Here is a 22,447-nt window from a genome sequence, read left to right on the forward strand (position 1 = left end):
GTGGCCGGGAATGCCGATGCCATCGGCAAAGAGCGGACACCGGCGATTAGAGCATGATCCCGAAAAATGGGAACCGGTTTTTGGAAAAGATCATGCTCCAACAAAGAGATAGAGCCCCCATTCCGATTCAATCGGAATGGATTGGGCTCTAAGGCAGGCAGAGTGAGCGACATCGATAAAAAGACGGCAAGGCCAGACCAGTTGAACGCGGCGCTGTTCACCCGGGCGTGGGTCTTCATCCGCGGCGTGCCGGCGATGAAATTCCTGCCGCCGGAAGGCCCGCCGGAAATCGCCTTCGCCGGCCGCTCCAATGTCGGCAAGTCGTCGCTGATCAACGGGCTGGTCGGTCAGAAGGGGCTTGCCCGCACCTCCAACACACCGGGCCGCACCCAGGAGCTCAACTATTTCGTTCCCGACGGCTATTCCGGCGAAGCCGGCGACCTGCCGCCGATGGCGCTGGTCGACATGCCGGGTTACGGCTACGCGCAGGCGCCGAAGGAGCAGGTGGACCAGTGGACGAAACTGGTCTTCGACTATTTGAAGGGCCGCGTGACGCTGAAGCGCGTCTATGTGCTGATCGACGCCCGCCACGGCGTCAAGAAAAACGACGAGGAGGTGCTGTCGCTGCTCGACAAGGCCGCCGTGTCCTATCAACTGGTGCTGACCAAGACCGACAAGATCAAGGCTGCCGGTGTGCCGCGGCTGATCGAGGAGACATTGGCCAAGATCAGGAAGCGGCCTGCGGCGTTCCCGTTCGTGCTGGCCACCTCGTCGGAGACCGGCGAAGGCATGGACGAACTGCGCGACGCCATCGCGCTGGCGGCGCGCGGCGGCTGAATTCCGGGTGTCCGGAACTGACTACCCTATTTCGCGGTCGCGTAGCAAGCGGAGGCGGCGGCCACTGAGCGGGGCCGGCGTGAAAACCGGCGCTGCCGGCATCATCGGAACATCGGCACGCCTTACGCGGTCGCCGGCTTGAAGGTCAGGGCCACGCCGTTCAGGCAATGGCGCTTGCCGGTCGGCTGCGGGCCATCGTCGAAGATATGCCCGAAATGTCCGCCGCAGCGGCGGCAATGGCACTCGATGCGCGTCATGAACAAGGAGTTGTCTTCCTTGATGCCGATGGCATTGGGCAGCGAATCCCAGAAGCTCGGCCAGCCGGTGCCGGACTCGTATTTGGTTTCCGACGGGTAGACCGCAAGATCGCAGCCGGCGCAATGGAAGACACCCTTGCGCTTTTCCTCCAGCAGCGGGCTGGTGCCGGGACGCTCGGTGTCTTCCATGCGCAGCACTGCAAACTGCGCCTCCGATAGAATGGCGCGCCATTCAGCGTCCGTCTTCGTCACTTCGAATGTCTCGGCCTGCGCGGCGCCCGGCCGGCGGAATGCCGATGAAACGGCAAGCGCGGCCACGGCGGCTCCGCTGGCGAACAGAAACTGGCGGCGCTTCATTCGTTTCTCCCTTTTGCCACATCCTAGCCGGGCGGTGGCTCACGGCGAAATCAACTCCGATTGAGCGGCAATGCTCAACACTCGCGCCCCACGTCCATCAAGCCAGCGGGCATGAGATGCGGGGCGCGCGTTGTCGGGTGCACGGGATTCATAAGAGCGAGCGTCCCGCGCATCCTTGGACTGAGACGACCTACATCTTAGGCAAGAGCACCTTGTCGATGACGTGGATGACGCCGTTCGATTGGTCGACGTCGGCGATTGTAACGTTGGCTACGTTGCCGTTCTCGTCGGTGACGGTGACCTTGTCGCCCTCATACTTGGCGGTCCAGGTGCAGCCACCGACAGTCTTCACCGGATGTGCGCCCTTGTCGTCGTCGACCATCTTCATGATGTCCTTCGAGAAGGCTTCCGCGCCGACCACGTGGCAGGTCAGGATCTTGGTCAGCTTGTCCTTGTTTTCAGGCTTCAGCAGGGTCTCGACCGTACCGGCCGGAAGCGCAGCGAAAGCCTCGTTGGTCGGCGCGAAAACCGTGAAGGGACCTGCGCCCTGCAGGGTTTCGACCAGGCCTGCGGCCTTGACTGCGGCGACCAGCGTGGTGTGGTCCTTGGAGTTCACCGCATTCTCGACGATGTTCTTGTCGGCCGGCATTGGCGCACCGCCAACCATCGGGTTTGCCGCGTAGGCAACGGTGGCAAATGCGGAAAGCGCGAGAGCGCCGCCAAGAATGGAAGAAGTGAATTTACGCATAGATCAAACTCCCTTTTGTTTCCCCTTGCGGGACATCGGGAAATACGGATGGGTTTGATCTGAGTTTCTCTCCTCACAGAAAAGTTATCTGTTTCAAAGATTTACTTTAATATTCTGCCTCTAATGCCAACCCGTCACAAGATAAGCTCTATCTCGTGACTTCATACTTCGTATATTTTTCGAAACTTCTCTTTTATCAGAGATTCTTCAAATCACCGGCGGCGACCACCGGCCCGGTGGGTTGTCCGGTCGGCGAACCGCCGACAGGCTCGAGGCTGATCGCCAGCACGGCACCGGAAGCCAGCTTCTCCCGGATCTCGGGCGTGATGACGATATGCGCGGTCGCGCCGGCGGGAATGAGACCCATCGAAACCGGTGGATTCTGGCCCTCGATCATCCACAGTTCGAAGTCGCGGTCGGTCGCGCGTTCGCCTGAAACATGCGACAGCGACACCCGACTGTCGGCGGCGTCGTACATGGCCAGATATTTGACGTCGCTGCCGTCGCCGGCGAGCGAGGCGATCAGGCGCATCTCCGGCTGCTGGACGGGCGGGTTGATGAACGGAATGGCTGCGTAGACGGCAAATGCGGCGATTGCTGCCGCGGCAAGGCCTCGCCAGAAGGCAAGGCTCGCCCACAATCCGCCACCGGCCGCTGCCGAACCGGCGCCAGCCGGGCCCGAGAACAGCTGCCTGTCGATCGCCGGCTTCACTGTCTCCGGCGGCTCGACCGGCTGATAGGCAGCCGCCATCGGCGCCAGATGAACCTCCCACTGGTCGACAAGGCGCGCGAACGCCGCCTCGTTCTCGATCCTGCGGTTCGCGGCCTGTCGCTCGTCAAGGGGCAACACACCGACAACGTACTCGGCGGCGAGAATCTCGTCGCCTCCACGCTCCGGTCCGTTGTCTTCCGCCAGGCTCATCGCTCCAGGCATTCCTTCAACTTCATCAGGCTGCGGCGCAACCAGGTACGCATCGTGTTGAGCGGTACGCTATGGCGCTCCGCCAGTTCCGCGTAGCTCTCGCCTTTGAGGTAGGCGCCGCGCACCGCGGCGGCGCGATCCTGCTCCAGTTCGTCAAGGCAGTTGTAGATTCTTTCGTTCTCGCTACCTGCCACAGCCAATGCTTCAGGGCCGGGCGCCGGGTCAGCTACGTCCAGCGCCGCGTCAATATGGGCAACAGGCTGCCGGCGTGCGCGAACACGATCGATCGCGTGATTGCGTGCAATGGCCACCAGCCAGGAGATCGGACTCAGCTCGGAAACTGCAAACCGGTCGGCCTTCGTCCAAACTTTGACGAAGACCTCTTGCAGTGCTTCTTCAGCTTCTGCCCTGTCATTCAAGACACGAAGGCAGACGCCAAAGAGTTTCGCGCTGGTCTGCCGGTAAAGCAGATCGAAGGCGCCCCGATCTTTCATCGAGACCCGTACGATCAGCTTGGTGATGTCCTGCGGCGTCATTGCGGGCAGACTAGGGCGCTTCGCCACCAATTTGCAACTGGCGAATGGCAATGGCCGGCGTTGCCTGCCTGCGTTGCACGTGCGCGCGGCGCCGGTTAGCCTGCCAAGCACCAGATGGAGGGGAAACGCATGTCGGTCGAAAAGATTTTGTGGCAGGAGGATGCCACCGGTCTCGCCGCTCTGGTGAACAAGGGCGACATCTCGCCTGTCGAACTCGTCGATGCCGCCATCTCGCGTGCGGCAAAGACAGCACACGACATCAACGCCATCGCCGAAAAGCTCTTCGACCAGGCACGCGGCCGCGCCGCCGCAGTCGACCGCAGACTGCCGCTGGCCGGCGTGCCTTTTGCAATCAAGGACCTCGGCATCGCCATGAAGGGCGTGCCCATCCATTCCGGCAGCAAGGTGCCGGTTTCCGTTGCCGATTTCGATTCGGTGCTGACGGATCGCTATCTCGCCGCCGGCCTAGTCCCGATCGCCACCAGCACGACGCCCGAACACGGGCTGCGGCTGGTTACCGAATCCGCCGCCTTCGGCATCACCCGCAACCCGTGGAACACCGGGCATGTCACCGGCGGTTCGTCCGGCGGTGCGGCGGCGCTGGTCGCCGCCGGCGTGGTGCCAGTGGCGCACGCCTCCGACGGCGGCGGCTCGATCCGAGTGCCGGCCGCCTGCAACGGGCTCGTTGGGCTTAAAACCTCGCGCGGGCGCATTCCCATGTCGCCGCTCGCCTCCGAAGGATGGTACGGCTTCGTCGTCAACCATGCGGTGACACGCTCGGTGCGCGATTCGGCCCTGCTGCTCGACCTCACCTATGGCCCTGACAACCTGGCGCCATACGCGGCTCGTCCGCCGCATGGCAGCTTCGCCGCCGCCGCTGCGCGCGATCCAGGCAAACTCAAGCTCGCAGTTTACCGCAAGTCTCCGCTTGGCCTCGACATCTCTGCCGAAACGCTGAAGGCGCTCGACGCCGCGGTCGCCCTGGCGCGTGATGGCGGCCATTCGGTCGAGGAGATCGACCTGCCGTTCATCGGCCGCGGCTTCATGATGGATTTCGTCACGTGTGTAGCCTCGGCTGTCGCCGGCGCGCTGCGTTCCGAGTCCGAGCGTGTCGGGCGTCCGGTCGGCGGCGAGATTGAACGCGCCACGCGCGTTGTCGGACGCTTCGGCGAACTGGTCTCGGGCGGCGCCGTCTACGCCGCACTGGAGCGGCTCTCCGCCACATCGCGCCAGCTCATGACCCATACCGCGGCCTACGATGCGGTGCTGATGCCTGTCCTTGCCCACCCACCGCTGAAGTGCGGCGCCATGGACCCGACCGGCGCCGACGATTTCCTCGAGAACATGCTGGACAAGCTTCACCTCACACCGCTGCTCAAGGTGAAGGCGCTGCTTGGCCAGCTGATGGACAAGAGCCTGTGGTTCACCCACTGGCCGGCTATCCAGAATGTTTCGGGCCAACCTTCCATCGCGCTGCCGGTTCACATCACCGCCGACGGCCTGCCGCTTGGCATTCAGGCAGCCGGCCGCCATGGCGACGAGGAGACGCTGCTCTCGCTCGCCGCCCAGATGGAAAAGCTGTCGGGATGGCGCGAGCGTCGGGCGCCGCTGCAAGTGCCGGCCTGACGGTGCATATCATTTGCCCGTCACACTCTTTGCCGCTAAGTAACCGCCGATTCTTGCCCCTAAAGAGGTCTTCGATGACGACGGACATCGCCGCCACCGCCGAAATGCAGGCCGCCCTGCTCTCCAGGGCGCTGCCCTACATGCAGCGCTACGAGAACAAGACCGTCGTCGTGAAATATGGCGGCCATGCCATGGGCGACGCAGCGCTCGGCCAGGCCTTCGCGCGCGACATCGCGCTACTCAAGCAATCCGGCGTCAACCCCATCGTCGTGCATGGAGGCGGCCCGCAGATCGCCGCGATGCTCGCGAAAATGGGCATCGAATCGCGCTTCGAGGGAGGCCTCAGGGTCACCGACGAGAAGACCGTAGAGATTGTCGAAATGGTGCTCGCGGGTTCCATCAACAAGGAGATCGTCGCGCTGATCAACGCCGAGGGCGAATGGGCCATCGGCCTGTGCGGCAAGGACGGCAACATGGTTTTTGCCGAGAAGGCGCACAAGACCGTCAAGGACCCGGATTCCAACATCGAGCGGGTGCTCGATCTCGGTTTCGTCGGCGAGCCGGTAGAGGTCGACCGGACCCTGCTCGACCTCCTGGCGCGCTCGGAAATGATCCCGGTGCTGGCGCCGGTGGCGCCCGGCCGCGACGGCCACACCTACAACATCAACGCCGACACCTTTGCCGGCGCTATCGCCGGCGCGGTGCAGGCCAAGCGCCTGCTTTTCCTGACCGACGTTCCCGGCGTGCTTGACAAGAACAAGAAGCTGATCGACGAGCTGACGGTCGCCGAAGCCAAGGCGCTGATCGCCGACGGTACGGTTTCGGGAGGCATGATTCCCAAGGTCGAGACCTGCATCGAGGCGATCGAGCGCGGCGTCGAAGGCGTCGTCATTCTCAACGGCAAGACGCCGCACGCGGTGTTGCTCGAGCTGTTCACCGAACACGGCGCCGGCACGCTGATCGTGCCGTAACCTGCCCTGAAATCTCGGCTGCAGGCCTCCGGGCCGTCAGCGATGATTCCTGTTGCCAACCGTCAGTTGACGATCAGCAGGATCAGGATGCCGCCGACAATCAGAATGCAGCCGATGGTTTCCAGCCAGTTGATGCGTTCGCGGAAGAAAAACACCGACGAGGCGAAGGTGAAGATCATCTCGATCTGCGCCAGCGACTTGACGATCGCCGCCTGCTGCAGGGTCATCGCCATGAACCAGCCAAACGAAGCGCAAGCGCCGGCGAAGCCAACCAGCAGCGACGGTTTCCATGCACTGGCGATACGGCCGAACTCGGTACGGTCCTTCCACAGCATCCAGGCACCCATCAAAACGGTCTGGAACACGATGACGAAGGCCAGGGTGACGGCTGCCTGCATCATGAAGTTCGGCCCTCCCAGCGCCAGCGACGCGGCCCTGTAGGCGACGGCCGAGACGCCGAACAATGTGCCGGAAGCAAGCCCGATCAGGGCGGTGCGGGTGCCGACCGAGGTGACCAGCGCACGCCAGCTGAATTCGGTGCGCGCGACCGAGATCAGCATGACGCCGAACATCGAGACGGCGATCGCCGCGATGACGCCGAACGTTACCGTCTCGCCAAGGAACATCAGGCCGAAGAGCGCCGCCTGGGCTGGCTCGGTGCGCGAATAAGCGGTTCCGACCGCGAAGTTGCGGAACGAAAAAAGATGCACCAGAAGGAAGGTCGCCGCGATCTGGCCGACGCCGCCGACAACCGCCCAGACGAAGAACCCGGCATTGAACGACGGCATGCCGTAGCCCACCACCCGGTTGAGGATCCAGACGAAAACCAGCGCCAAGGGAAAGCCGAAACCGAAGCGCACGAAGGTGGCGCCCGTCACTCCCTTGAGATGCTTCTGCATCGCCGACCGCACGTTCTGCAAAAACGCCGCGGCGATGGTGATCGGGATCCAGAGTTCCATGATGATGTCGATGTCCGGCTGAAGCGCCGCGAGCGATGGCGGCGCCGGCCTGGCTTTAAGCCGACCCAACCGGGAAAGGCAATCGTCCGGCCCGAGCTGCCGGCGACAAAAGGAGTGGAATGCCCGGTTTCAACCCGAATGCATTCCGCTCCAAGTGCGATTGAGGCCTATGGGAGGCAGGCCTGTAACCGCGTCTTAGGCAACAGTGGGCATTGAGATCACCAGACGCCGCGGCGATGGTTGCTTACCCAGCGATACATACCCTCGATGTTGGCAAAGCGCATCGCGTCATATCCGAACCACTTCTTCTGCTCGTCGGTGAACTTTACCTTTCGCCACAGTTGATCCCAGCTGTTGCCCGCGCGGACGAGCGCCAGTATCTGGTCGTGCAGGCTGACAAGGTAGTCGCGCAGCGCCTGTTGGTCGGCCTTGGTTGCCGGCTTGTAATGGCCGACGTCAATGTATTCGACGTCTTGCTTCTGCACCCAGTCAAGGGTCTTGACCCAGCCGTCATAGTAGAAGTCGAGGAAGTCCATATAGGGCAGCGTGCCGGATTGGCAGATGTCGGTGCACTGCAGTGCCTTGTACTTCGGAAACAGCACCACGGTCATGCTGTTCGAATGGCTGGGTGCGACGTGGTACAATTCAACTGTTTCGCCGCCGAGCGTGATGGTCATCTTGTCGTCGAACACCTTGTCGGGCACGGCTACGGGAAGCTTTTCGCCGACGATGTCTTCGACCGCGTTGCGCTGCGCCACGACGGTTGCGCCCTCGTCCTGGAGCAGTTGCGAGCCGACGATGTGGTCGAAGTGAGCGTGAGTGTAGACGACATACTTGATGCCGACGTTGAAGCGCGACTTGATCTCGTCGCGCAGCCATCCCGTGGTGCAGGTCATAGCCGGATCGATGACCAGTGCGCCCTCGCTGGTGATGAGCACCAGGCCACTATGCAAGGCGGGAAGTGCGGCGTTGGTATGGCGGTAGAGATTGCCGCTGACCTGGGTCAGTGTGCGCGGCATGTCGGGACAGGCTGCCGCAGTCGGATCGGGCAGAATTTCCCGGTTGGCGTATTGTTCGCGCTGCACGGCTTCTCCGGTGTCGCTTGCTGCGAACGCCATCGATCCTGTGGTGCAAAGCAGCAACCCCGCCAACAATGCTCTGGTACTCATAATTTTTTCCTTTGTTTTCCTTGTTTCAGAGTTTCAGACAAACTGACGCATCACGATATTGCCGCGGCCTATCGCATCCACCTTTTCAACGCCGGCAAGCAGCATGGCAGTCTTCAGTTCCGTGTTGAAAAAATCGAGCACGCTCCTGACCCCGCGCGCACCGCCGACGCCGAGCCCGTAGAGAACGGGGCGGCCGATGGCAACCGCGTCGGCACCGAGCGCCAGAGCGCGGAAAACATCGATTCCGCGGCGGACGCCGCCGTCGACGATGATCGGCACCTTACCGCCCAGCGCATCGGCAACGCCGGGCAGGACGCTGATGCTGGACGGCACGCCATCCATCTGGCGTCCGCCATGGTTCGAAACCTGCACTGCCGCGGCCCCGGCCTTTACAGCTTGTACGGCGTCCTCGGCGCGCAATATGCCCTTCACGACAACCGGAAGCCCGGAGGCTTCCTGGCAAAAGGCTATGTCATCCCAGGTAAGGTTTTCCTTCTGGTTGCGGAAGTCACCCGATCCTCCGAAGCGCGGATCGTGGTTGCCGAAAACGAATTTTGGACGTGGGACGGACGTCCCCAGGCGCCGAACACGATCGCTGCCTCCGGGGCCGAGTGCGTCAACCGTGAGCACGATGGCCGAGTATTTGGCGGCCGCCGCACGCTGCAGCAACGAACGCGTAACGCCGATATCGTTGTTGAAATAGAGTTGAAACCATTTCGGACCGTTGGTGGTCTCCGCAATCTGCTCCAGTGGCTTGGTGGACGCGCCGGAACTTTGATAGAGCACCCCGGCCGCCCCGGCTCCTGCCGAAGTCGCCAGCTCGGCTTGTTCGCTCACGACGCCATGGACGCCCATCGGCGCCACCATGATCGGTGAAGGCAGCACCATGCCCATTAATGCCGTACGCGTGTCGATCGACTCCTTCTTGATGCCCGTAAGCCGGCTCGTCATAATGGGGAAGTCTTGGAATGCCCGGCGATTTTCTCGCATTGTCCATTCATCGCCGGCCGCGCCGGAAACGAATGCATAAGCGAACGCGGTCAACTTCTTTTGAGCCTGCTCTTCCAAGAGGTCGATATTGATGATCGTCAAATCCTCACCACCCACGTTGGCTGACGCAGCAGGTTGATCGCTGTTCTTGGCGTTGGCGGCAGCTTGCGCTAGCGTTAGCGCTCCTATGCCCGCTGCCCCTTGGAAAAAGTGGCGTCTGGAGAGTCCCATTCCTGCAATCTCGTTCTGGTTGTGAAGGCGAGATATTGCACGGTACTTTCCTCAGAAATAGCGATATAAATCTGATCAACTCCATCGACTTATAAGATAGTGCTAGACCCCCTCACTCTCGATCAGCTTCGTGTTTTTGTGGCGATTGCCGAGCAGGGCAGCTTCTCGGCCGCCGCGCGGCATCTGCGTCGCGCTCAGTCGGCGATCAGCAACGCCATCGCCAATCTGGAAGGCTCGCTCGGCGTCCCGTTGTTCGACCGAAGCGATTGGCGACCGCAACTTACGGTGCATGGCCGAGCGCTTTTAAAGGATGCCGAGGCTGTTCTGGTCCGCACGGATCATATGAAGACCCGCGCCAAAGGGTTGGCGGGAGGTCTGGAAGCGGAATTGTCGATCGTCTTCGACATCTTTTTTCCCGTCTCCAGGCTGGTGGATCTGGCGACGCGATTCTACGAAGAGTTTCCGGAAGTGGATCTTCGAATACATACCGAGGTCCTTGGCGGCGTGCCCGAAATGGTGCTTGAGCATGGGTACAGCCTCGGTGTGCAGGGGTCGTTTCCTGATATCACGCCAGGCCTGGTCAGCCATGAGATGTTGGAAATAGCGCTGGAGCCGGTTGCCGCACCGCAGAATCCGCTTGCGCAGATGCGGTCGATATCACCGGATGTCCTGCGCGAGCATCCGCAGATCATCCTGACCGACCGCAGCGGCCGCACAAAAGGCCGCACTTACTCTGTATATTCCGAACAGCGTATCCTGACAGGAGATCTCGGATCGAAACACGCCATGCTGCGAGCTGGACTGGGTTGGGGGTTCATGCCGTACAGCGTCGTTGAGGAAGATTTGGCGAGCCGGCGTCTGATTGCGCTGGACCTTGCGGAACGGCCGGCGCGCACCCTTCGCCTGCCGCTCTACCTGGTCTATCGTAGCGGCCACGCGCTCGGCCCGGCGGGCAAATGGGTCATGAGGGAACTCCTGCGAACCGATTCCGGAAGCGCTTAGTGGAGCGTTTCGAAGGATCACGCTTGGCGAACGACATTAAGGTTGCCACGCCGCCGCGGCGTCTCTCCACCCGCTACGGCGCGATGCCTGCGCGTCAGGCGGCCGCCTGGAACGGCTCGAGCACCGCGCGGTTGCGGCCACGCCGCTTGGCTTCGTAGAGGCGCCGGTCCGCCACCCGCATCAGGTCCGAAACGCTCGCTCCAGGCGTGCAGTCGATGCCGCCGATGCTGACGGTCAGCGGCACGGTGCGCTCGTCCGGGCGGAAACGGATCTGTTCCACCTCCCGGCGAATGCGCTCGGCGACCTGCAGCGCCTCCTCGTCAGTCGCACCGGACAGGAGCGCTGCGAATTCCTCGCCGCCGATGCGTCCGAGCGTATCGCCGGCGCGCACCCCGCGGCGGATCGCGGCTGAAATCTCCAGCAGTGCGCTATCGCCGGTCAGGTGGCCATGACTGTCGTTGATCATCTTGAAATGATCGGCATCGATGATCAGGAGAGCGCCGCGCTTTTCCTGCGGGCGCGTGCTTTCCAGTACGTCAAAAAAGCTTTCGCGGTTGAGCATGCCCGTCATGTCGTCGCGGCGTGCTTTTTCGGCCAGCCGGCGGTGCGTGACGGCAAGCTCGGCGTGGGTGGCTTTCAATTCGGCCAGCGCCTTGGCCAGCTTTTCCTTCTGCCAGAAGGTATAGGCACTGCACGGCAAGGACACGGCAAGGATCAGCCAGGCGTTGCCGTCGAGCACGCCGCCGAACGCCGGCACGACGGTCGCGGCGATCGTCAGGTAGGCGACGATGGAAACCAGGGCGACGAAAGCGGATTTCAGAATTATGCGAATCATTATGCTGCTCCCATGCCCCGCGCGGAACATGGTGGAGACCACTGAACGTCTTCTTTCCGCGTCTGCTAAAATTTGAACTGTCCCGCGAATTTTATCAGCGCGAGACGGCATCATGTGGTTCACATGCCATCATTCCATGCGATAAGAGCGCATGACCACGAACGTCGATCCCGCCCGCTTCTCCCACGTCACCGACTGGGTGTTCGATCTCGACAACACGCTCTATCCGCACCACTCGAACCTGTTCTCGCAGATCGACGTGAAGATGACGGCCTATGTGTCGGAGCTGCTGCAGTTGCCGCGCGAGGAGGCGCGCAAGCTGCAGAAGGAGCTCTATCTCGAATATGGCACGACGCTGAACGGGCTGATGGAGCGCCACAATATCGACCCCGACGATTTTCTCGAGAAGGTCCATGACATCGATTATTCGTGGCTGGTGCCCGATCCGGTCCTCGGGGTGGCGATCCGCCAGTTGCCCGGCCGCAAATTCATCTTCACAAATGGCGACCGGGGACACGCCGAGCGCACCGCCCGGCAGCTCGGCATCCTCGATCATTTCGACGACATCTTCGACATCGTGGCGGCTGGCCTGACGCCGAAACCGGCACGCCAGACCTACGAGAAATTCGCCGCGCTGCACGCCATCACCGGGCCGAACACCGTGATGTTCGAAGACCTGGCGCGCAACCTCAGCGTACCGAAAGCGCTTGGCATGACGACCGTGCTCATCGTGCCGCGCAACTTCGAGCCGACCTTCTCGGAAATCTGGGAACGCGACCCGAAATTCGAGGACGATGTCGATTTCGTCACCGACGACCTCGCCTCATTCCTGACCGCCATCCGGCAAAGCCAGACTGCCTAAGGGTGCCTGTGCGGAGCCGGCGGCGACGAACGCGCCGCCGGCCCGCATGGTTTAGTGCTGCGAGTGCTCGTCGGCTCCCGCCTTGGCCTGTACCGGCAATGTTACGTCGACCTTGCCGGCCTTCTCGAATTCAAGCGTGACCGGAACCGTGCCGCCTGCCTTGAACGGCTCCTTGACCTGCATGAACATCACATGCAGGCCGCCGGGCTTCAGCTCCACGGTGGCACCTGCCGGAATCTCCACACCGCCCTCGACCGGCCGCATCACCATCACGTCATTGACGACTTCCATCGTGTGGACTTCGACCTTGCCGGCGCTTGGCGACGACACCGCAACGAGCTTGTCGGCTGACTTGCCCTTGTTGGTGACGGTCAGGTAGCCGCCACCAGCCGGCTGGCCGGGAAGCATGGCGCGCGCCCAACCACCAGCGATGGTGAGGTCGCCCGCCGTCACGGCGTCCGCCGGCGTCGACATCGTCATGTTATGACCGGCGTGCTCATCGCCGCCGCCGGCCGCCACAACAGTCAGCGACGGTGCCGGATGTTCGAGCGAATGCGCGTTCTGCCCTTCCGCCGGTTCCTCGTTCCAGGCCACCTCGGCGCCTTCGCATTGCTGCAGCGCCTTGAAATAAAGGGTCTGGCCCGCCTCGACACCAGCCAGCGTGCCGGAAAGCACGAATTCGTCATAGAATTCGTCCGCCAGGAAGCCACCGCTCCAGGTGACGGAGGTGACGCCCGAGGTCACTTCCTTGCCGTACAGGTCGTATTTCTTGGCGTAGTCGCCCTTCTTGGTTTCCAGCGTCCAGCCGGCCTTCGGCATCGGCTTCACGCCGATATAGCCTTCCGGAATGTCGATGCGCACAAGGTTGGTGGCCTTGCCGTCGCAGCCGTGCGGGACCTTCAACACGGCCTTGTAGGAGCCTGGCGCCGCCTCATCCTTTTCGAGGGAAGCGTGGGCGTGGGCGGTAACGATGGAAGCAGCCGTCAGCAGCAATGCCGCGGCAAACTGGATTTCAAGTCGGCGCATTTTTCTCTCCGCGTCCGAAACAGAATTCTGGCTTCGCGCAATGGCGCGCGCCGGTTCGGTTCAGGCAGCGGTGGATGGCGGGGCGCGAATGGCGGGCGGCGGCTCGTTCAGCCGGCCGGAGGGAATGTCTTCATGGAAGGAAACGACGGCATGACGAAAGGCCACGGGTGCCGGAAACGCCATGTAGGCCACGGCCGGCAGCCTTTGCTTGGCGGCGATGCCGCCGCAGGCGCCGATGCATTGCGGGCAATCGTCGGCCGCTCCGGCAGGGGGCAGTTTCTTGCCGTCCGGCGAGCCCATCTGCATGCCGAAGGTGGTGCAGATCACCCAGGCGTTGGCGGTGTTTGCGGCGCGCGCCTCGGCCCATGGCTGAAAGATATGACTGAGCAGCACCAGCGTGCCGGCGATCGCAAACAGCACGCGGTCGCGGCGCAGCGCCGCAAACCATCCCCAGGCTGTTTGCCGATTTTTCATGCGCGAGCGTTAGCCCAAACGGCCAGGCTTTTCCAGCGCGCGCAGGTGCGGCATCCGCGCCCGCATCGATGCCGGCTCAGAGCTCGTAGAAGCGGCTGATGATGCCCCAGGCCTCGTCCGCCGTCTCGGCATATTCGATGATGTCCTGGTCGCCCGGCGATATGGTGCCCTGGTCGGCAAGGAAATCGAGGTCGATCGCACGCTCCCAGAACGTCTTGCCGAACAGGATGATCGGGACCCGCTCCATGCGGCCGGTCTGGATCAGCGTCAGCGTCTCGAAGAACTCGTCCATGGTGCCGAAGCCGCCGGGGAACACCGCCACCGCCTTGGCGCGCATGACGAAATGCATCTTGCGGATGGCGAAATAGTGGAAGTTGAAGCACAGGTCCGGCGTCACATAGGGGTTCGGCGCCTGTTCGTGCGGCAGCACGATGTTGAGGCCGATCGACGGCGCGCCGACATCGCTCGCACCGCGGTTGCCCGCCTCCATGACGCCCGGCCCGCCGCCGGTCACCACCACATATTCGCGGTAGTAAGACGCCGCCGACTGCTGCGAGCAGAGCCGGGCAAACTGCCGCGCCTCCTCGTAATATTTGCTGTTTTCCTCAAGGTTCTTCTTCTGCCGCTCGTCCTTCGCGGCCCAGGCTTCGCCGCCGGGTTCCGGAATGCGGGCGCCGCCGAACATAACCACCGTCGAGCGGATGCCGCGTTCAGCCAGGATCATCTCGGGCTTCAAGAGTTCGAGCTGCAGCCGCACGGCGCGCAATTCGCGCCGGGTCATGAACTCTTCGTCGGTCCAGGCCAGCCGGTAGGTCGGCGCCCGCGTCTGCGGCGTATCCGGAGCCTTCCTTGCCCGTTCCAGATCCTCGTCCGAATGTGGCAGCGGGGACCACCCCGCCTTCTCCATGGGATTCATCTGCAGTCCCGTCCGATCCTTGCTCTCATGCGCCGTCCCGCGACGCATGGCGCGATTGACCCCTACCAAGCCTTGACATAGGGTCCGCGCGATTTTCCAGCAGCCTAAGGCCTCGCGCCTTAACAGCACGTGTAACGGAGCCCTTTGCCATGCCCAAGACCGATCTGGCCAGCCTTGAAAAGACGGTAGACAAGGCATTCGAGGAACGCGAGGGCATTTCTCCCGCCACGCGCGGCGAGGTTCGCGAGGCGATCGAGACCGCGCTCCACCTGCTCGACCGCGGCCAGGCGCGCGTGGCCGAACGCCAGGCCGACGGCAAGTGGCATGTGAACCAGTGGCTCAAGAAGGCCGTGCTGCTTTCCTTCCGTCTCAACCAGATGGAGATAATCAAGGGCGGCCCAGGCGACGCTGTCTGGTGGGACAAGGTAGCGTCGAAGTTCGATGGCTGGAGCGCCAACGAATTCGAAAAGGCCGGTTTTCGCGCCGTGCCGTCGTCGGTGGTGCGTCGTTCCGCCTTCATCGCGCCGGGCGCGGTGCTGATGCCGTCCTTCGTCAACGTCGGCGCCTATGTCGATTCAGGCACCATGGTCGACACATGGGCTTCCGTCGGTTCCTGCGCCCAGATCGGCAAGAACGTGCATCTGTCCGGCGGCGTCGGCATCGGCGGCGTACTGGAGCCAATGCAGGCCGGCCCGACCATCATCGAGGACAATTGTTTCATCGGCGCGCGCTCGGAAGTCGTCGAAGGGTGCATCGTACGCGAGGGCTCTGTGCTGGGCATGGGCGTCTTCATCGGCCAGTCGACCAAGATCGTCGACCGCGCCACCGGCGAGGTGTTTTACGGCGAGGTGCCGCCGCATTCCGTCGTTGTGGCCGGCTCCATGCCCGGCAAGCCGCTGCCCAACGGCGAAGCAGGACCGAGCCTCTACTGCGCCGTCATCGTGAAGCGCGTCGACGAAAAGACACGTTCCAAGACTTCAATCAATGAACTCCTGCGCGATTGATGTTCGCCCGCGCAATCGACATCTATCTGATGGCTGACCTCGGCCCGAATTGCCCCGGCTGACCATCAACGACTGGACCCAACTTTGCCCGACAGACCGGACTATCTCTGGCTTTTCTTCAAAACCTCCGGCCGCCTCAGCCGGGCGGCCTACCTTCTCTCGTTCATGTTCATGGTGGTGGTGGTTTCGTTTCCGCTCTACCAGTATATGCGGGTGATGCCGCTGGACATGACCGAGATGGCGGAGATGGCCGAGGCGCCGCTCAGCGGCGCCGCGCAGATGTGGTCGACAGTGTTCCTGGTGACGATGCTGGTGTTCTTGTGGGCCCACATCGCAACCAGCATCAAGCGTGTGCATGACGTTGGCAAGCCGGGGATCCTGGTGGTCTTGCTGTTCATTCCGGTCGTCTCGATCGTGGCATTCCTCTTTTTGTGCATCTTCCGCGGCGACCCTGGCCCCAACCCGTATGGCGTCAGGACCAACGCTCCGGCGAATGCGCGAGACTGACCCACGCACTTGCAGCGCGTCAGTTTTTTTGAAGGCGAGCGAAAGCGCGGCTCCACGGCATCAACAAAAAGGCCGCCGGGTTTTCACCTGGCGGCCTTTCGTCAAATCTGCCTTGCCGGCCGGCGCGAGCCGATCAATACGGGCAGGCGTTGTCCGACATGTAGTCATGTACGGTTATGGTGCCGGCGATGATGTCGGCCTTGGCCTTTTCGGCGGCAGCCTGCATTTCGGCCGTCACCAGGGCCTTGTTGTTGTCGTCCATGGCGTAGCCGACGCCGTCTTCCTTCAGGCCAAGGTTGTTGATGCCCGGCGTGAACTTGCCGTCTTTGGCGTCAGTGAAAGCGTTGTAGACGGCAACGTCGACGCGCTTGACCATCGAGGTCAGGATCTTGCCCGGCTGCAGGCCGTTCTGGTTGGAATCGACGCCAATGCCAAGCTTGCCGGCGTCAGCCGCCGCTTGCAGAACACCGACGCCGGTGCCACCGGCAGCCGCGTACAAGACGTCGGCGCCCTGGTCCATCTGCGACTTGGCGATTTCGCCGCCCTTGGTCGGATCGTTCCATGCGGCGGGCGTGTCGCCGGTCATGTTCTGGATGACCTCGGTCGCACCTGCAGCCTTGGCGCCGCCCACATAACCGCAGCCGAACTTGCGGATCAGCGGGATGTCCATGCCGCCGACGAAGCCGACCTTCTTGGACTTGGAGGCCATCGCGGCGAGCAGGCCGACGATATAGGAACCTTCCTGCTCCTTATAGACGACCGAGCGCACGTTTGGCTTGTCGACAACCATGTCGATGATGGCGAACTGCAGGTCCGGGAAGTCGGCTGAGACCTTTTCAAGCGCCGCAGCCCAGGAGAAGCCCGCCATGACGATCGGGTTATTGCCGTCTTCGGCAAATTTGCGCAGCGCCTGCTCGCGCTGGGCATCGTTCTGGATCTCGAAATCGCGATATTCGATGCCGGTTTCGGTCTTGAACTTCTCGGCGCCGTTGTAGGCTGCCTCGTTGAAGGATTTGTCGAACTTGCCGCCGAGATCGTAGATGATCGCCGGCTTGATGTCCGCGGCCAAGGCCGAGGCGGACATTGCAGTGGCGGCCAGAAGGCCGAGAACAATACGCTTCATGTGATCCACACCCTGTTGGTTATTTTTCCAATGGATGCCGCCGCAACCACGTTCCCCGGCTGCTCGGCGGCACATGGCGGGAGTATCCCTCCCGCTCATTGGACCAATCTGGCACGGCCACAAAGAAAATTCACGTGGAATTTTGACCTTTTGGAAAACCACGCCGCTGTTCCGGGCGGCGCGGTTAACGGCGTTTCTCAGGCCGATGCCGCCGCCGGAATCGCGCAGGCGACGCCGGTGCCCTTGAGACCGCAATAGCCGTAGGGATTTTTGGCCAGATATTGCTGGTGCTCGGCTTCCGCGAAGTAGAACTCGGGCGCCGCTTCGATTTCGGTGGTGATCTTGCCGCGACCGGCCTTCTTCAGTTCAGCCTCATAGGCATCGCGTGAGGCAATCGCTGCCTGATGCTGCGCGTCGCCATAGGTGTAGATCGTCGAGCGATATGTGGTGCCGACATCGTTGCCCTGGCGCATGCCTTGCGTGGGATCGTGCGCCTCCCAGAAAATCTTCAGGAGGTCGCTGTAGGAGACGATCTTCGGGTCGTAGACCACCAGCACCACTTCGGCGTGGCCGGTGAGACCGGTGCAGGTCTCCTGGTAGGTCGGGTTCGGCGTATGGCCGCCCGCATACCCAACCGCTGTGACCCAGACACCTTCGGTCTGCCAGAACAGGCGCTCAGCGCCCCAGAAGCAGCCAAGGCCGAACATCGCCACCTCCATGCCCTCCGGGTGGGGACCCTTCAGCGGACGTTTGGATACATGATGTTTGCTTGCGGTGGGGATCGGGCTGGCGCGACCGGGCAGCGCTTCCTCGCGCTTCGGCAGATGGAGCTTCTTGTTCAGCATGTCGCTAAGGAAAAACATGCAATTCTCCCTTCGAGTTTTCGAGATCCAGGAGCGGATCAAACATCCGCCAATTTCCGGCAATTTTCCGCCAATTCAGGCTTCGATCGCGAAACGTCCTTGGCGGCGCCGGGACTTGTGCCCGATCGCGTAGAAAACCAGCGCCAAGAAACCGAAGACGACAAAGCCAGGCAGGCCGAGGATAAAAAGCGCAACCGGATCCCAGGCCAGGGCATGAATATAGTGACGCACACTTTGTTCTGCGAGGGCGAGCATATCCGGCCAGGTTTCCGCCCAGCTTTCACCGAGCGGGGTGACAACCAGCGCCGACGCGGCGATGCTGCGCGTCGCGTCGACCACCGCCATTATGGTCGCTACCGACAGCGCCACAATGGCCAGAAGACGGAACATGAAACGCATCATGCCAGCACCTAAGTTTCCGGATTCGCCCGGTTTTTCGGCCCAAGACATAGGACCGCCAACCCATCCGCGCAATTGTCACACGCGAATTTGACCGCTTGGTGACCGGCATCAAGCCAGCTGCATACGCCCGCGACCGACGCGCCAGAAGACGAAGGAACCGCCCGGCGGAACCGATGTCAAGCGGCAGACATCTCTGCTTTTCCATCGCGCGGACGCGTTTGCTGGCAAAAGATACGCATGCCACGGCTTGGCATTTGGCGAACTATCGACTAGATGAGCCCCGGCGCACCGTCAGCGATGATGCTGCGCCCACGGAGAGGTGGCCGAGTGGTTGAAGGCGCACGCCTGGAAAGTGTGTTTACGGGAGACCGTAACGCGGGTTCGAATCCCGCTCTCTCCGCCAGATTTTTTCTCTTTATAGCCTGATAGGACTGCAGCGTCGTTGGCCAAGCGGGTGCGAACCCGCAATTGACCGCGCTCGCCTCCAGACTTCCCCATGACCGCATCAGGCTTTGTCCTGCGACAATCCTGCACAACGGATGCGCAGTTCAGTTGGTTGCCGAATCAATGGGCAAGGTTTAAATTGAAAATGCGATCCACCTCCTCCCGGATCGCGCGTAAATAGCCCGCCGAACCTCCTCCCTCGGCGGGCTTTTTCTTTTATTCCGAACAATAGTGGCCTGCCGACCAGGCCGCGCAGGCGCCGCCGCTCAGACGGCGCCCGGGGTGTCGCGTGAAAGCACGACGTGATGACGCGGTTTCGCGGTCAGGGGCGCCCCAAAGCGTTCAAGGTGGTTCCGTAGCTGGGGGCGGTGCACAATCCGGCATCTTGGGCCGATTGCGAGCATTGGCCGCTGTATTGCATGGGAGAGGTCTGGCAACCGGCCAGGGCGGAAAACACAAAAAGAGAGGCAAGCACCAAATATTTGCGCATTTAATTCCCTCGTCTGTCCAATCCCCGCTATCCCATCGCGATGCTATCACACGACCTGTGCCCCTTCCATTCCACCAAAGATGGCAGTCCGGCGCGGCCACGCGCGACCGCTGCCTCGACGGGCTGTGACAGGGCGAAACAAATCATGAATATGGAACCTATTGGCTATCCGGCGCGTAATTGTGCGATAGGACCCAAAGGGGGCGTTGAATGGAGAGTGAAAAATGAGATTTCGTAACGCTACGATCGCCGCTGCGGCGCTGATGGCCATGGCGCTTGCCGGCTGCGCTGCGACAGAGCAGCAGCAACGCGCCGGCACCGGTGCGCTGATTGGCGCGGGAGCCGGCGCCTTGGCGGGCCAGGCGATCGGCGGCGACACAAGGAGCACCGTCATCGGGGCCGCCGGTGGCGCGCTCCTGGGTGCAGCAGTCGGAACGGCGACCACGCCGCAGCGTCGCGGCGGCGAAATGTGCCGCTATCGCGGCTCGGATGGCCGCGTTTACGTCGCCGAGTGCGACGAACGCTATTATAGCGGCAACTATTAAGACCCGGACCAACCGCAGCATGTCCCTGGTGGGAGGGCTGCGGCCATTGGTTCCATGCGCATGCATGGAGGACAGAGATGCCCGCGAAGCGGGATAATCTGTCCTGCGACATTCTGCGCGCCGAAGCACCCGGCGAAACGATTGTCGGACCGTCATAGCGTTCCCATATGAGCCTTGCGGTCATCCCCTCCCAGACCGCACCCAGATAGCCCGCCGAACCTCCTCCTTCGGCGGGCTTTCTTTTTCGTGGGCATTCCGGGTCTGGCCGGGACCTGCCTCGTCGCCGCCAACATATCGCCGCGCTACGCCCTCGTCCGTCCTGCCGTTCGGGCGGTTCCAGTCTGTGCATCGTAACAAAACTGACATTGAACCGACATCGCGCCTTCATGCCGCTGGTCTAGGCCATCCCGGGAAACGCGGAAAACCGCGACGGACAGGGAAGTCGTCATGCTCGAAATTCGCGACGTAACGCGCCGCTTCGGCAAGAACATTGCCGTCAACGGCGTCGCGCTGGAAATCCCGCAAGGCCAGATGGTCGGCATCATCGGCCGTTCCGGCGCCGGCAAGTCGACCCTTCTCAGAATGATCAACCGTCTCATCGATCCCAGCCAGGGGTCGATTTTTTTTGACGGCTCGGAAGTGTCCGCGTTGCGCGGTTCGACGCTGCGACGCTGGCAACGCGATTGCGCCATGATCTTCCAGCAGTTCAATCTGGTGCCGCGCCTCGATGTGCTGACCAATGTGCTGCTCGGCCGCCTCAATCATCGCTCGACCGCGCTTAACCTGCTCAGCATCTTTTCCCGCGAGGAACGCGCGCAAGCGATCGCGGCGCTGGAGCGGCTCGACATCGCCCGCACCGCGCTGCAGGCAGCCGGCACGCTGTCGGGCGGCCAGCAGCAACGCGTGGCGATCGCGCGCGCCCTGATGCAGCAGCCGCGGATGATCCTGGCCGACGAACCGATCGCGTCGCTCGACCCGCTCAACGCCAAAGTGGTGATGGACGCGCTGCAGGACATCAACCTGCGCGAAGGCATCACCGTCATCACCAACCTCCATACGCTGGATACGGCGCGTGCCTATTGCAGCCGCATCATCGGCATGGCCGGCGGCAAGGTGGTGTTCGACGGCGCTCCGGAAGAGCTCACCCGCGACGCCGTCCGCATGGTCTACGGCGCCGACGGCGATGGTTCGGAGATTTCCGAGGCGATCACCTCGACCAGCATTCGCGTGCACAAGCCGAAACTGCCAGCATCCGCCGGACCCTTGCAGCCCGCCCTCGAGCGGCTCTGAGCCTCCGGGATCGTCTCGCCCGCGTCACGGGCTGTCTCAACGCATGAACAGGGCCGGCATCAGCCGGCGTCAACAGGAGAAACATCATGTTCAGGAAAGCACTTCTCGGCGCCGTATCGCTCGCCGTGCTCGCCATCGGCTCGGCCCAGGCCGCCGACCTCAAGGAATTCCGCATCGGCCTGATCGGCGGCGAGAACGAAGCCGATCGCCTGCGCAACTTCCAGTGCCTCGTCGACCAGCTTCCGGCCGCGCTCGGCGTCGAGAAGGTTTCACTGTTCCCGGCCGCCGATTATGACGGCACCATCCAGGGCCTGCTCGGCGGCACGCTGGACTATGCCGAGCTCGGCGCCTCGGGTTACGCCAAGATCTACCTTGAGAACAAGGACGCCGTGGAGCCTATCCTGACCACGGTGCAGACCGACGGCGCCACCGGCTATTATACGATCATGGTCGCCAAGAAGGATTCCGGCATCACCAAGCTGGAGGACATCAAGGGCAAGAAGCTTGGCTTCGCCGACCCGGATTCGACCTCGGGCTACCTGATTCCGGTCACCGCGCTGCCGAAGGATCTCGGTGGCGTCGCCGTCAAGGATTATGTCGCCGAGACCGGCTTCGGCGGCGGCCACGAAAACCTCGTGCTGGAAGTGCTGAAAGGCACCTTCGACGTCGGCACCACCTTCGGCTCGGGCGTCGGCGAGTTCAAGGACGGCTACACCTCCGGCAATCTGAAGAAGATGGTCGACAAGGGCATCCTCGACATGGACGATCTCGTCGAGATCTGGAAGTCGCCGCTGATCCCGAACGGCCCGATCGTCGTGCGCACCTCGCTCGACGCCGACATCAAGGCCAAGTTCAAGGACTATATGATGAAGCTGCCGGAAACCGACGCGGCCTGCTTCTCCGCCATCCAGGGCGGCGACTTCAAGGGCTTCACCGAGGTGACCCCGGAATTCTACCAGCCGATCATCGACGCCCGCAAAGCCCAGATCGGCTCGTAAGGCATCAGGCAGTAAAGACGCGTCGCGCAGCCATCAGGCTCCGCGGCGCGTCACTTTATGAAG

General features: G+C 62.4%; 24 protein-coding genes and 1 tRNA gene. 11 read left to right on the plus strand and 14 right to left on the minus strand.

Annotation, left to right across the window (positions count from 1 at the left end; all coding sequences use genetic code 11):
• The first annotated feature begins 171 nt into the window (after positions 1 to 171).
• Entirely contained in the window at positions 172 to 837 is a 666-nt protein-coding gene (gene yihA, locus F3H98_RS05755) for a ribosome biogenesis GTP-binding protein YihA/YsxC (RefSeq protein WP_280177975.1), read from the plus strand.
• A gap of 122 nt (positions 838 to 959) precedes the next feature.
• Here the strand turns inward: yihA and msrB are convergent, their stop codons facing one another.
• The 4 genes from msrB to F3H98_RS05775 form a co-directional block, all read right to left on the minus strand.
• On the minus strand, positions 960 to 1,451 hold the full coding sequence (msrB, locus tag F3H98_RS05760) for a peptide-methionine (R)-S-oxide reductase MsrB (RefSeq protein WP_149759150.1): 492 nt from the start codon (positions 1,449 to 1,451) through the stop codon (positions 960 to 962).
• Between the two features lie 190 nt (positions 1,452 to 1,641).
• Entirely contained in the window at positions 1,642 to 2,199 is a 558-nt protein-coding gene (locus tag F3H98_RS05765; protein WP_149759151.1) for a fasciclin domain-containing protein, read from the minus strand.
• Between the two features lie 196 nt (positions 2,200 to 2,395).
• Positions 2,396 to 3,121: an anti-sigma factor gene (locus F3H98_RS05770; protein ID WP_149759152.1), complete on the minus strand. Its 726-nt coding sequence runs from the start codon at positions 3,119 to 3,121 to the stop codon at positions 2,396 to 2,398.
• Entirely contained in the window at positions 3,118 to 3,657 is a 540-nt protein-coding gene (locus F3H98_RS05775; RefSeq protein WP_149759153.1) for a sigma-70 family RNA polymerase sigma factor, read from the minus strand. The genes F3H98_RS05770 and F3H98_RS05775 overlap by 4 nt, the downstream gene beginning before the upstream one ends.
• Before the next feature lie 129 nt (positions 3,658 to 3,786).
• Between F3H98_RS05775 and F3H98_RS05780 the strand changes: the two genes are divergently transcribed.
• Together F3H98_RS05780 and argB are read left to right on the plus strand one after the other, a co-directional pair.
• Entirely contained in the window at positions 3,787 to 5,283 is a 1,497-nt protein-coding gene (locus F3H98_RS05780; protein WP_149759154.1) for an amidase, read from the plus strand.
• A gap of 74 nt (positions 5,284 to 5,357) precedes the next feature.
• The gene (argB, locus tag F3H98_RS05785; protein ID WP_149759155.1) at positions 5,358 to 6,254 is read left to right on the plus strand and encodes an acetylglutamate kinase; all 897 of its coding nucleotides are present in this window, start codon (positions 5,358 to 5,360) and stop codon (positions 6,252 to 6,254) included.
• Between the two features lie 62 nt (positions 6,255 to 6,316).
• Here the strand turns inward: argB and F3H98_RS05790 are convergent, their stop codons facing one another.
• The 3 genes from F3H98_RS05790 to F3H98_RS05800 all read right to left on the minus strand — a co-directional run bounded on the left by F3H98_RS05790 (position 6,317) and on the right by F3H98_RS05800 (position 9,474).
• Complete coding sequence (locus tag F3H98_RS05790) at positions 6,317 to 7,213, minus strand: DMT family transporter (RefSeq protein ID WP_149759156.1); 897 nt, start codon at positions 7,211 to 7,213, stop codon at positions 6,317 to 6,319.
• 218 nt (positions 7,214 to 7,431) lie between these two features.
• Positions 7,432 to 8,382 carry an MBL fold metallo-hydrolase gene (locus tag F3H98_RS05795; RefSeq protein WP_149759157.1) on the minus strand — a complete coding sequence of 317 codons (951 nt, stop codon included), beginning with the start codon at positions 8,380 to 8,382 and terminating at the stop codon, positions 7,432 to 7,434.
• 33 nt (positions 8,383 to 8,415) lie between these two features.
• On the minus strand, positions 8,416 to 9,474 hold the full coding sequence (locus F3H98_RS05800) for an alpha-hydroxy-acid oxidizing protein (protein WP_210249660.1): 1,059 nt from the start codon (positions 9,472 to 9,474) through the stop codon (positions 8,416 to 8,418).
• Positions 9,475 to 9,702: 228 nt separating this feature from the next.
• On the opposite strand from F3H98_RS05800, the gene F3H98_RS05805 reads away from it, so the two are divergent.
• Positions 9,703 to 10,605 carry a LysR family transcriptional regulator gene (locus F3H98_RS05805; RefSeq protein ID WP_149759159.1) on the plus strand — a complete coding sequence of 301 codons (903 nt, stop codon included), beginning with the start codon at positions 9,703 to 9,705 and terminating at the stop codon, positions 10,603 to 10,605.
• A gap of 94 nt (positions 10,606 to 10,699) precedes the next feature.
• On the opposite strand, the gene F3H98_RS05810 is transcribed toward F3H98_RS05805, so the two are convergent.
• Positions 10,700 to 11,440, minus strand: a complete 741-nt coding sequence (locus F3H98_RS05810; RefSeq protein ID WP_149759160.1) for a GGDEF domain-containing protein — start codon at positions 11,438 to 11,440, stop codon at positions 10,700 to 10,702.
• A gap of 151 nt (positions 11,441 to 11,591) precedes the next feature.
• Here F3H98_RS05810 and F3H98_RS05815 point away from each other — a divergent pair, with 151 nt between their 5' ends.
• A complete protein-coding gene (locus tag F3H98_RS05815) occupies positions 11,592 to 12,302 on the plus strand; it encodes a pyrimidine 5'-nucleotidase (RefSeq protein ID WP_149759161.1) in 711 nt (236 codons plus the stop codon).
• A gap of 51 nt (positions 12,303 to 12,353) precedes the next feature.
• On the opposite strand, the gene F3H98_RS05820 is transcribed toward F3H98_RS05815, so the two are convergent.
• The 3 genes from F3H98_RS05820 to F3H98_RS05830 all read right to left on the minus strand — a co-directional run bounded on the left by F3H98_RS05820 (position 12,354) and on the right by F3H98_RS05830 (position 14,718).
• Positions 12,354 to 13,328, minus strand: coding sequence for a DUF1775 domain-containing protein (locus F3H98_RS05820; RefSeq protein WP_149759162.1), 975 nt, complete (start codon positions 13,326 to 13,328; stop codon positions 12,354 to 12,356).
• Positions 13,329 to 13,388: 60 nt separating this feature from the next.
• On the minus strand, positions 13,389 to 13,802 hold the full coding sequence (locus F3H98_RS05825) for a hypothetical protein (RefSeq protein WP_149759163.1): 414 nt from the start codon (positions 13,800 to 13,802) through the stop codon (positions 13,389 to 13,391).
• 76 nt (positions 13,803 to 13,878) lie between these two features.
• Positions 13,879 to 14,718 (minus strand): LOG family protein, encoded by an 840-nt coding sequence (locus F3H98_RS05830; RefSeq protein WP_149759164.1) that lies wholly within the window; start codon positions 14,716 to 14,718, stop codon positions 13,879 to 13,881.
• Positions 14,719 to 14,867: 149 nt separating this feature from the next.
• Between F3H98_RS05830 and dapD the strand changes: the two genes are divergently transcribed.
• Together dapD and F3H98_RS05840 are read left to right on the plus strand one after the other, a co-directional pair.
• Entirely contained in the window at positions 14,868 to 15,722 is an 855-nt protein-coding gene (gene dapD, locus F3H98_RS05835) for a 2,3,4,5-tetrahydropyridine-2,6-dicarboxylate N-succinyltransferase (protein WP_149759165.1), read from the plus strand.
• Positions 15,723 to 15,806: 84 nt separating this feature from the next.
• Positions 15,807 to 16,229 (plus strand): DUF805 domain-containing protein, encoded by a 423-nt coding sequence (locus F3H98_RS05840; protein WP_149759166.1) that lies wholly within the window; start codon positions 15,807 to 15,809, stop codon positions 16,227 to 16,229.
• A gap of 133 nt (positions 16,230 to 16,362) precedes the next feature.
• On the opposite strand, the gene F3H98_RS05845 is transcribed toward F3H98_RS05840, so the two are convergent.
• The 3 genes from F3H98_RS05845 to F3H98_RS05855 all read right to left on the minus strand — a co-directional run bounded on the left by F3H98_RS05845 (position 16,363) and on the right by F3H98_RS05855 (position 18,665).
• Positions 16,363 to 17,352: a BMP family lipoprotein gene (locus F3H98_RS05845; RefSeq protein ID WP_149759167.1), complete on the minus strand. Its 990-nt coding sequence runs from the start codon at positions 17,350 to 17,352 to the stop codon at positions 16,363 to 16,365.
• Positions 17,353 to 17,549: 197 nt separating this feature from the next.
• Positions 17,550 to 18,215 (minus strand): peptide-methionine (S)-S-oxide reductase MsrA, encoded by a 666-nt coding sequence (gene msrA, locus F3H98_RS05850; protein ID WP_149759168.1) that lies wholly within the window; start codon positions 18,213 to 18,215, stop codon positions 17,550 to 17,552.
• 75 nt (positions 18,216 to 18,290) lie between these two features.
• Entirely contained in the window at positions 18,291 to 18,665 is a 375-nt protein-coding gene (locus tag F3H98_RS05855; RefSeq protein ID WP_425294813.1) for a hypothetical protein, read from the minus strand.
• Between the two features lie 265 nt (positions 18,666 to 18,930).
• On the opposite strand from F3H98_RS05855, the gene F3H98_RS05860 reads away from it, so the two are divergent.
• From F3H98_RS05860 to phnD, 4 genes are all read left to right on the plus strand, one after another.
• Positions 18,931 to 19,020: transfer RNA gene (locus F3H98_RS05860), tRNA-Ser, on the plus strand.
• A gap of 755 nt (positions 19,021 to 19,775) precedes the next feature.
• Positions 19,776 to 20,096 (plus strand): YMGG-like glycine zipper-containing protein, encoded by a 321-nt coding sequence (locus F3H98_RS05865; protein WP_149759169.1) that lies wholly within the window; start codon positions 19,776 to 19,778, stop codon positions 20,094 to 20,096.
• 447 nt (positions 20,097 to 20,543) lie between these two features.
• Entirely contained in the window at positions 20,544 to 21,386 is an 843-nt protein-coding gene (gene phnC, locus F3H98_RS05870; RefSeq protein ID WP_149759170.1) for a phosphonate ABC transporter ATP-binding protein, read from the plus strand.
• Positions 21,387 to 21,472: 86 nt separating this feature from the next.
• Complete coding sequence (gene phnD / locus F3H98_RS05875; RefSeq protein WP_149759171.1) at positions 21,473 to 22,384, plus strand: phosphonate ABC transporter substrate-binding protein; 912 nt, start codon at positions 21,473 to 21,475, stop codon at positions 22,382 to 22,384.
• Positions 22,385 to 22,447: the final 63 nt, after the last annotated feature.

It is taken from the genome of Neomesorhizobium albiziae (assembly GCF_900114255.1).
GTDB lineage: Bacteria > Pseudomonadota > Alphaproteobacteria > Rhizobiales > Rhizobiaceae > Neomesorhizobium > Neomesorhizobium albiziae.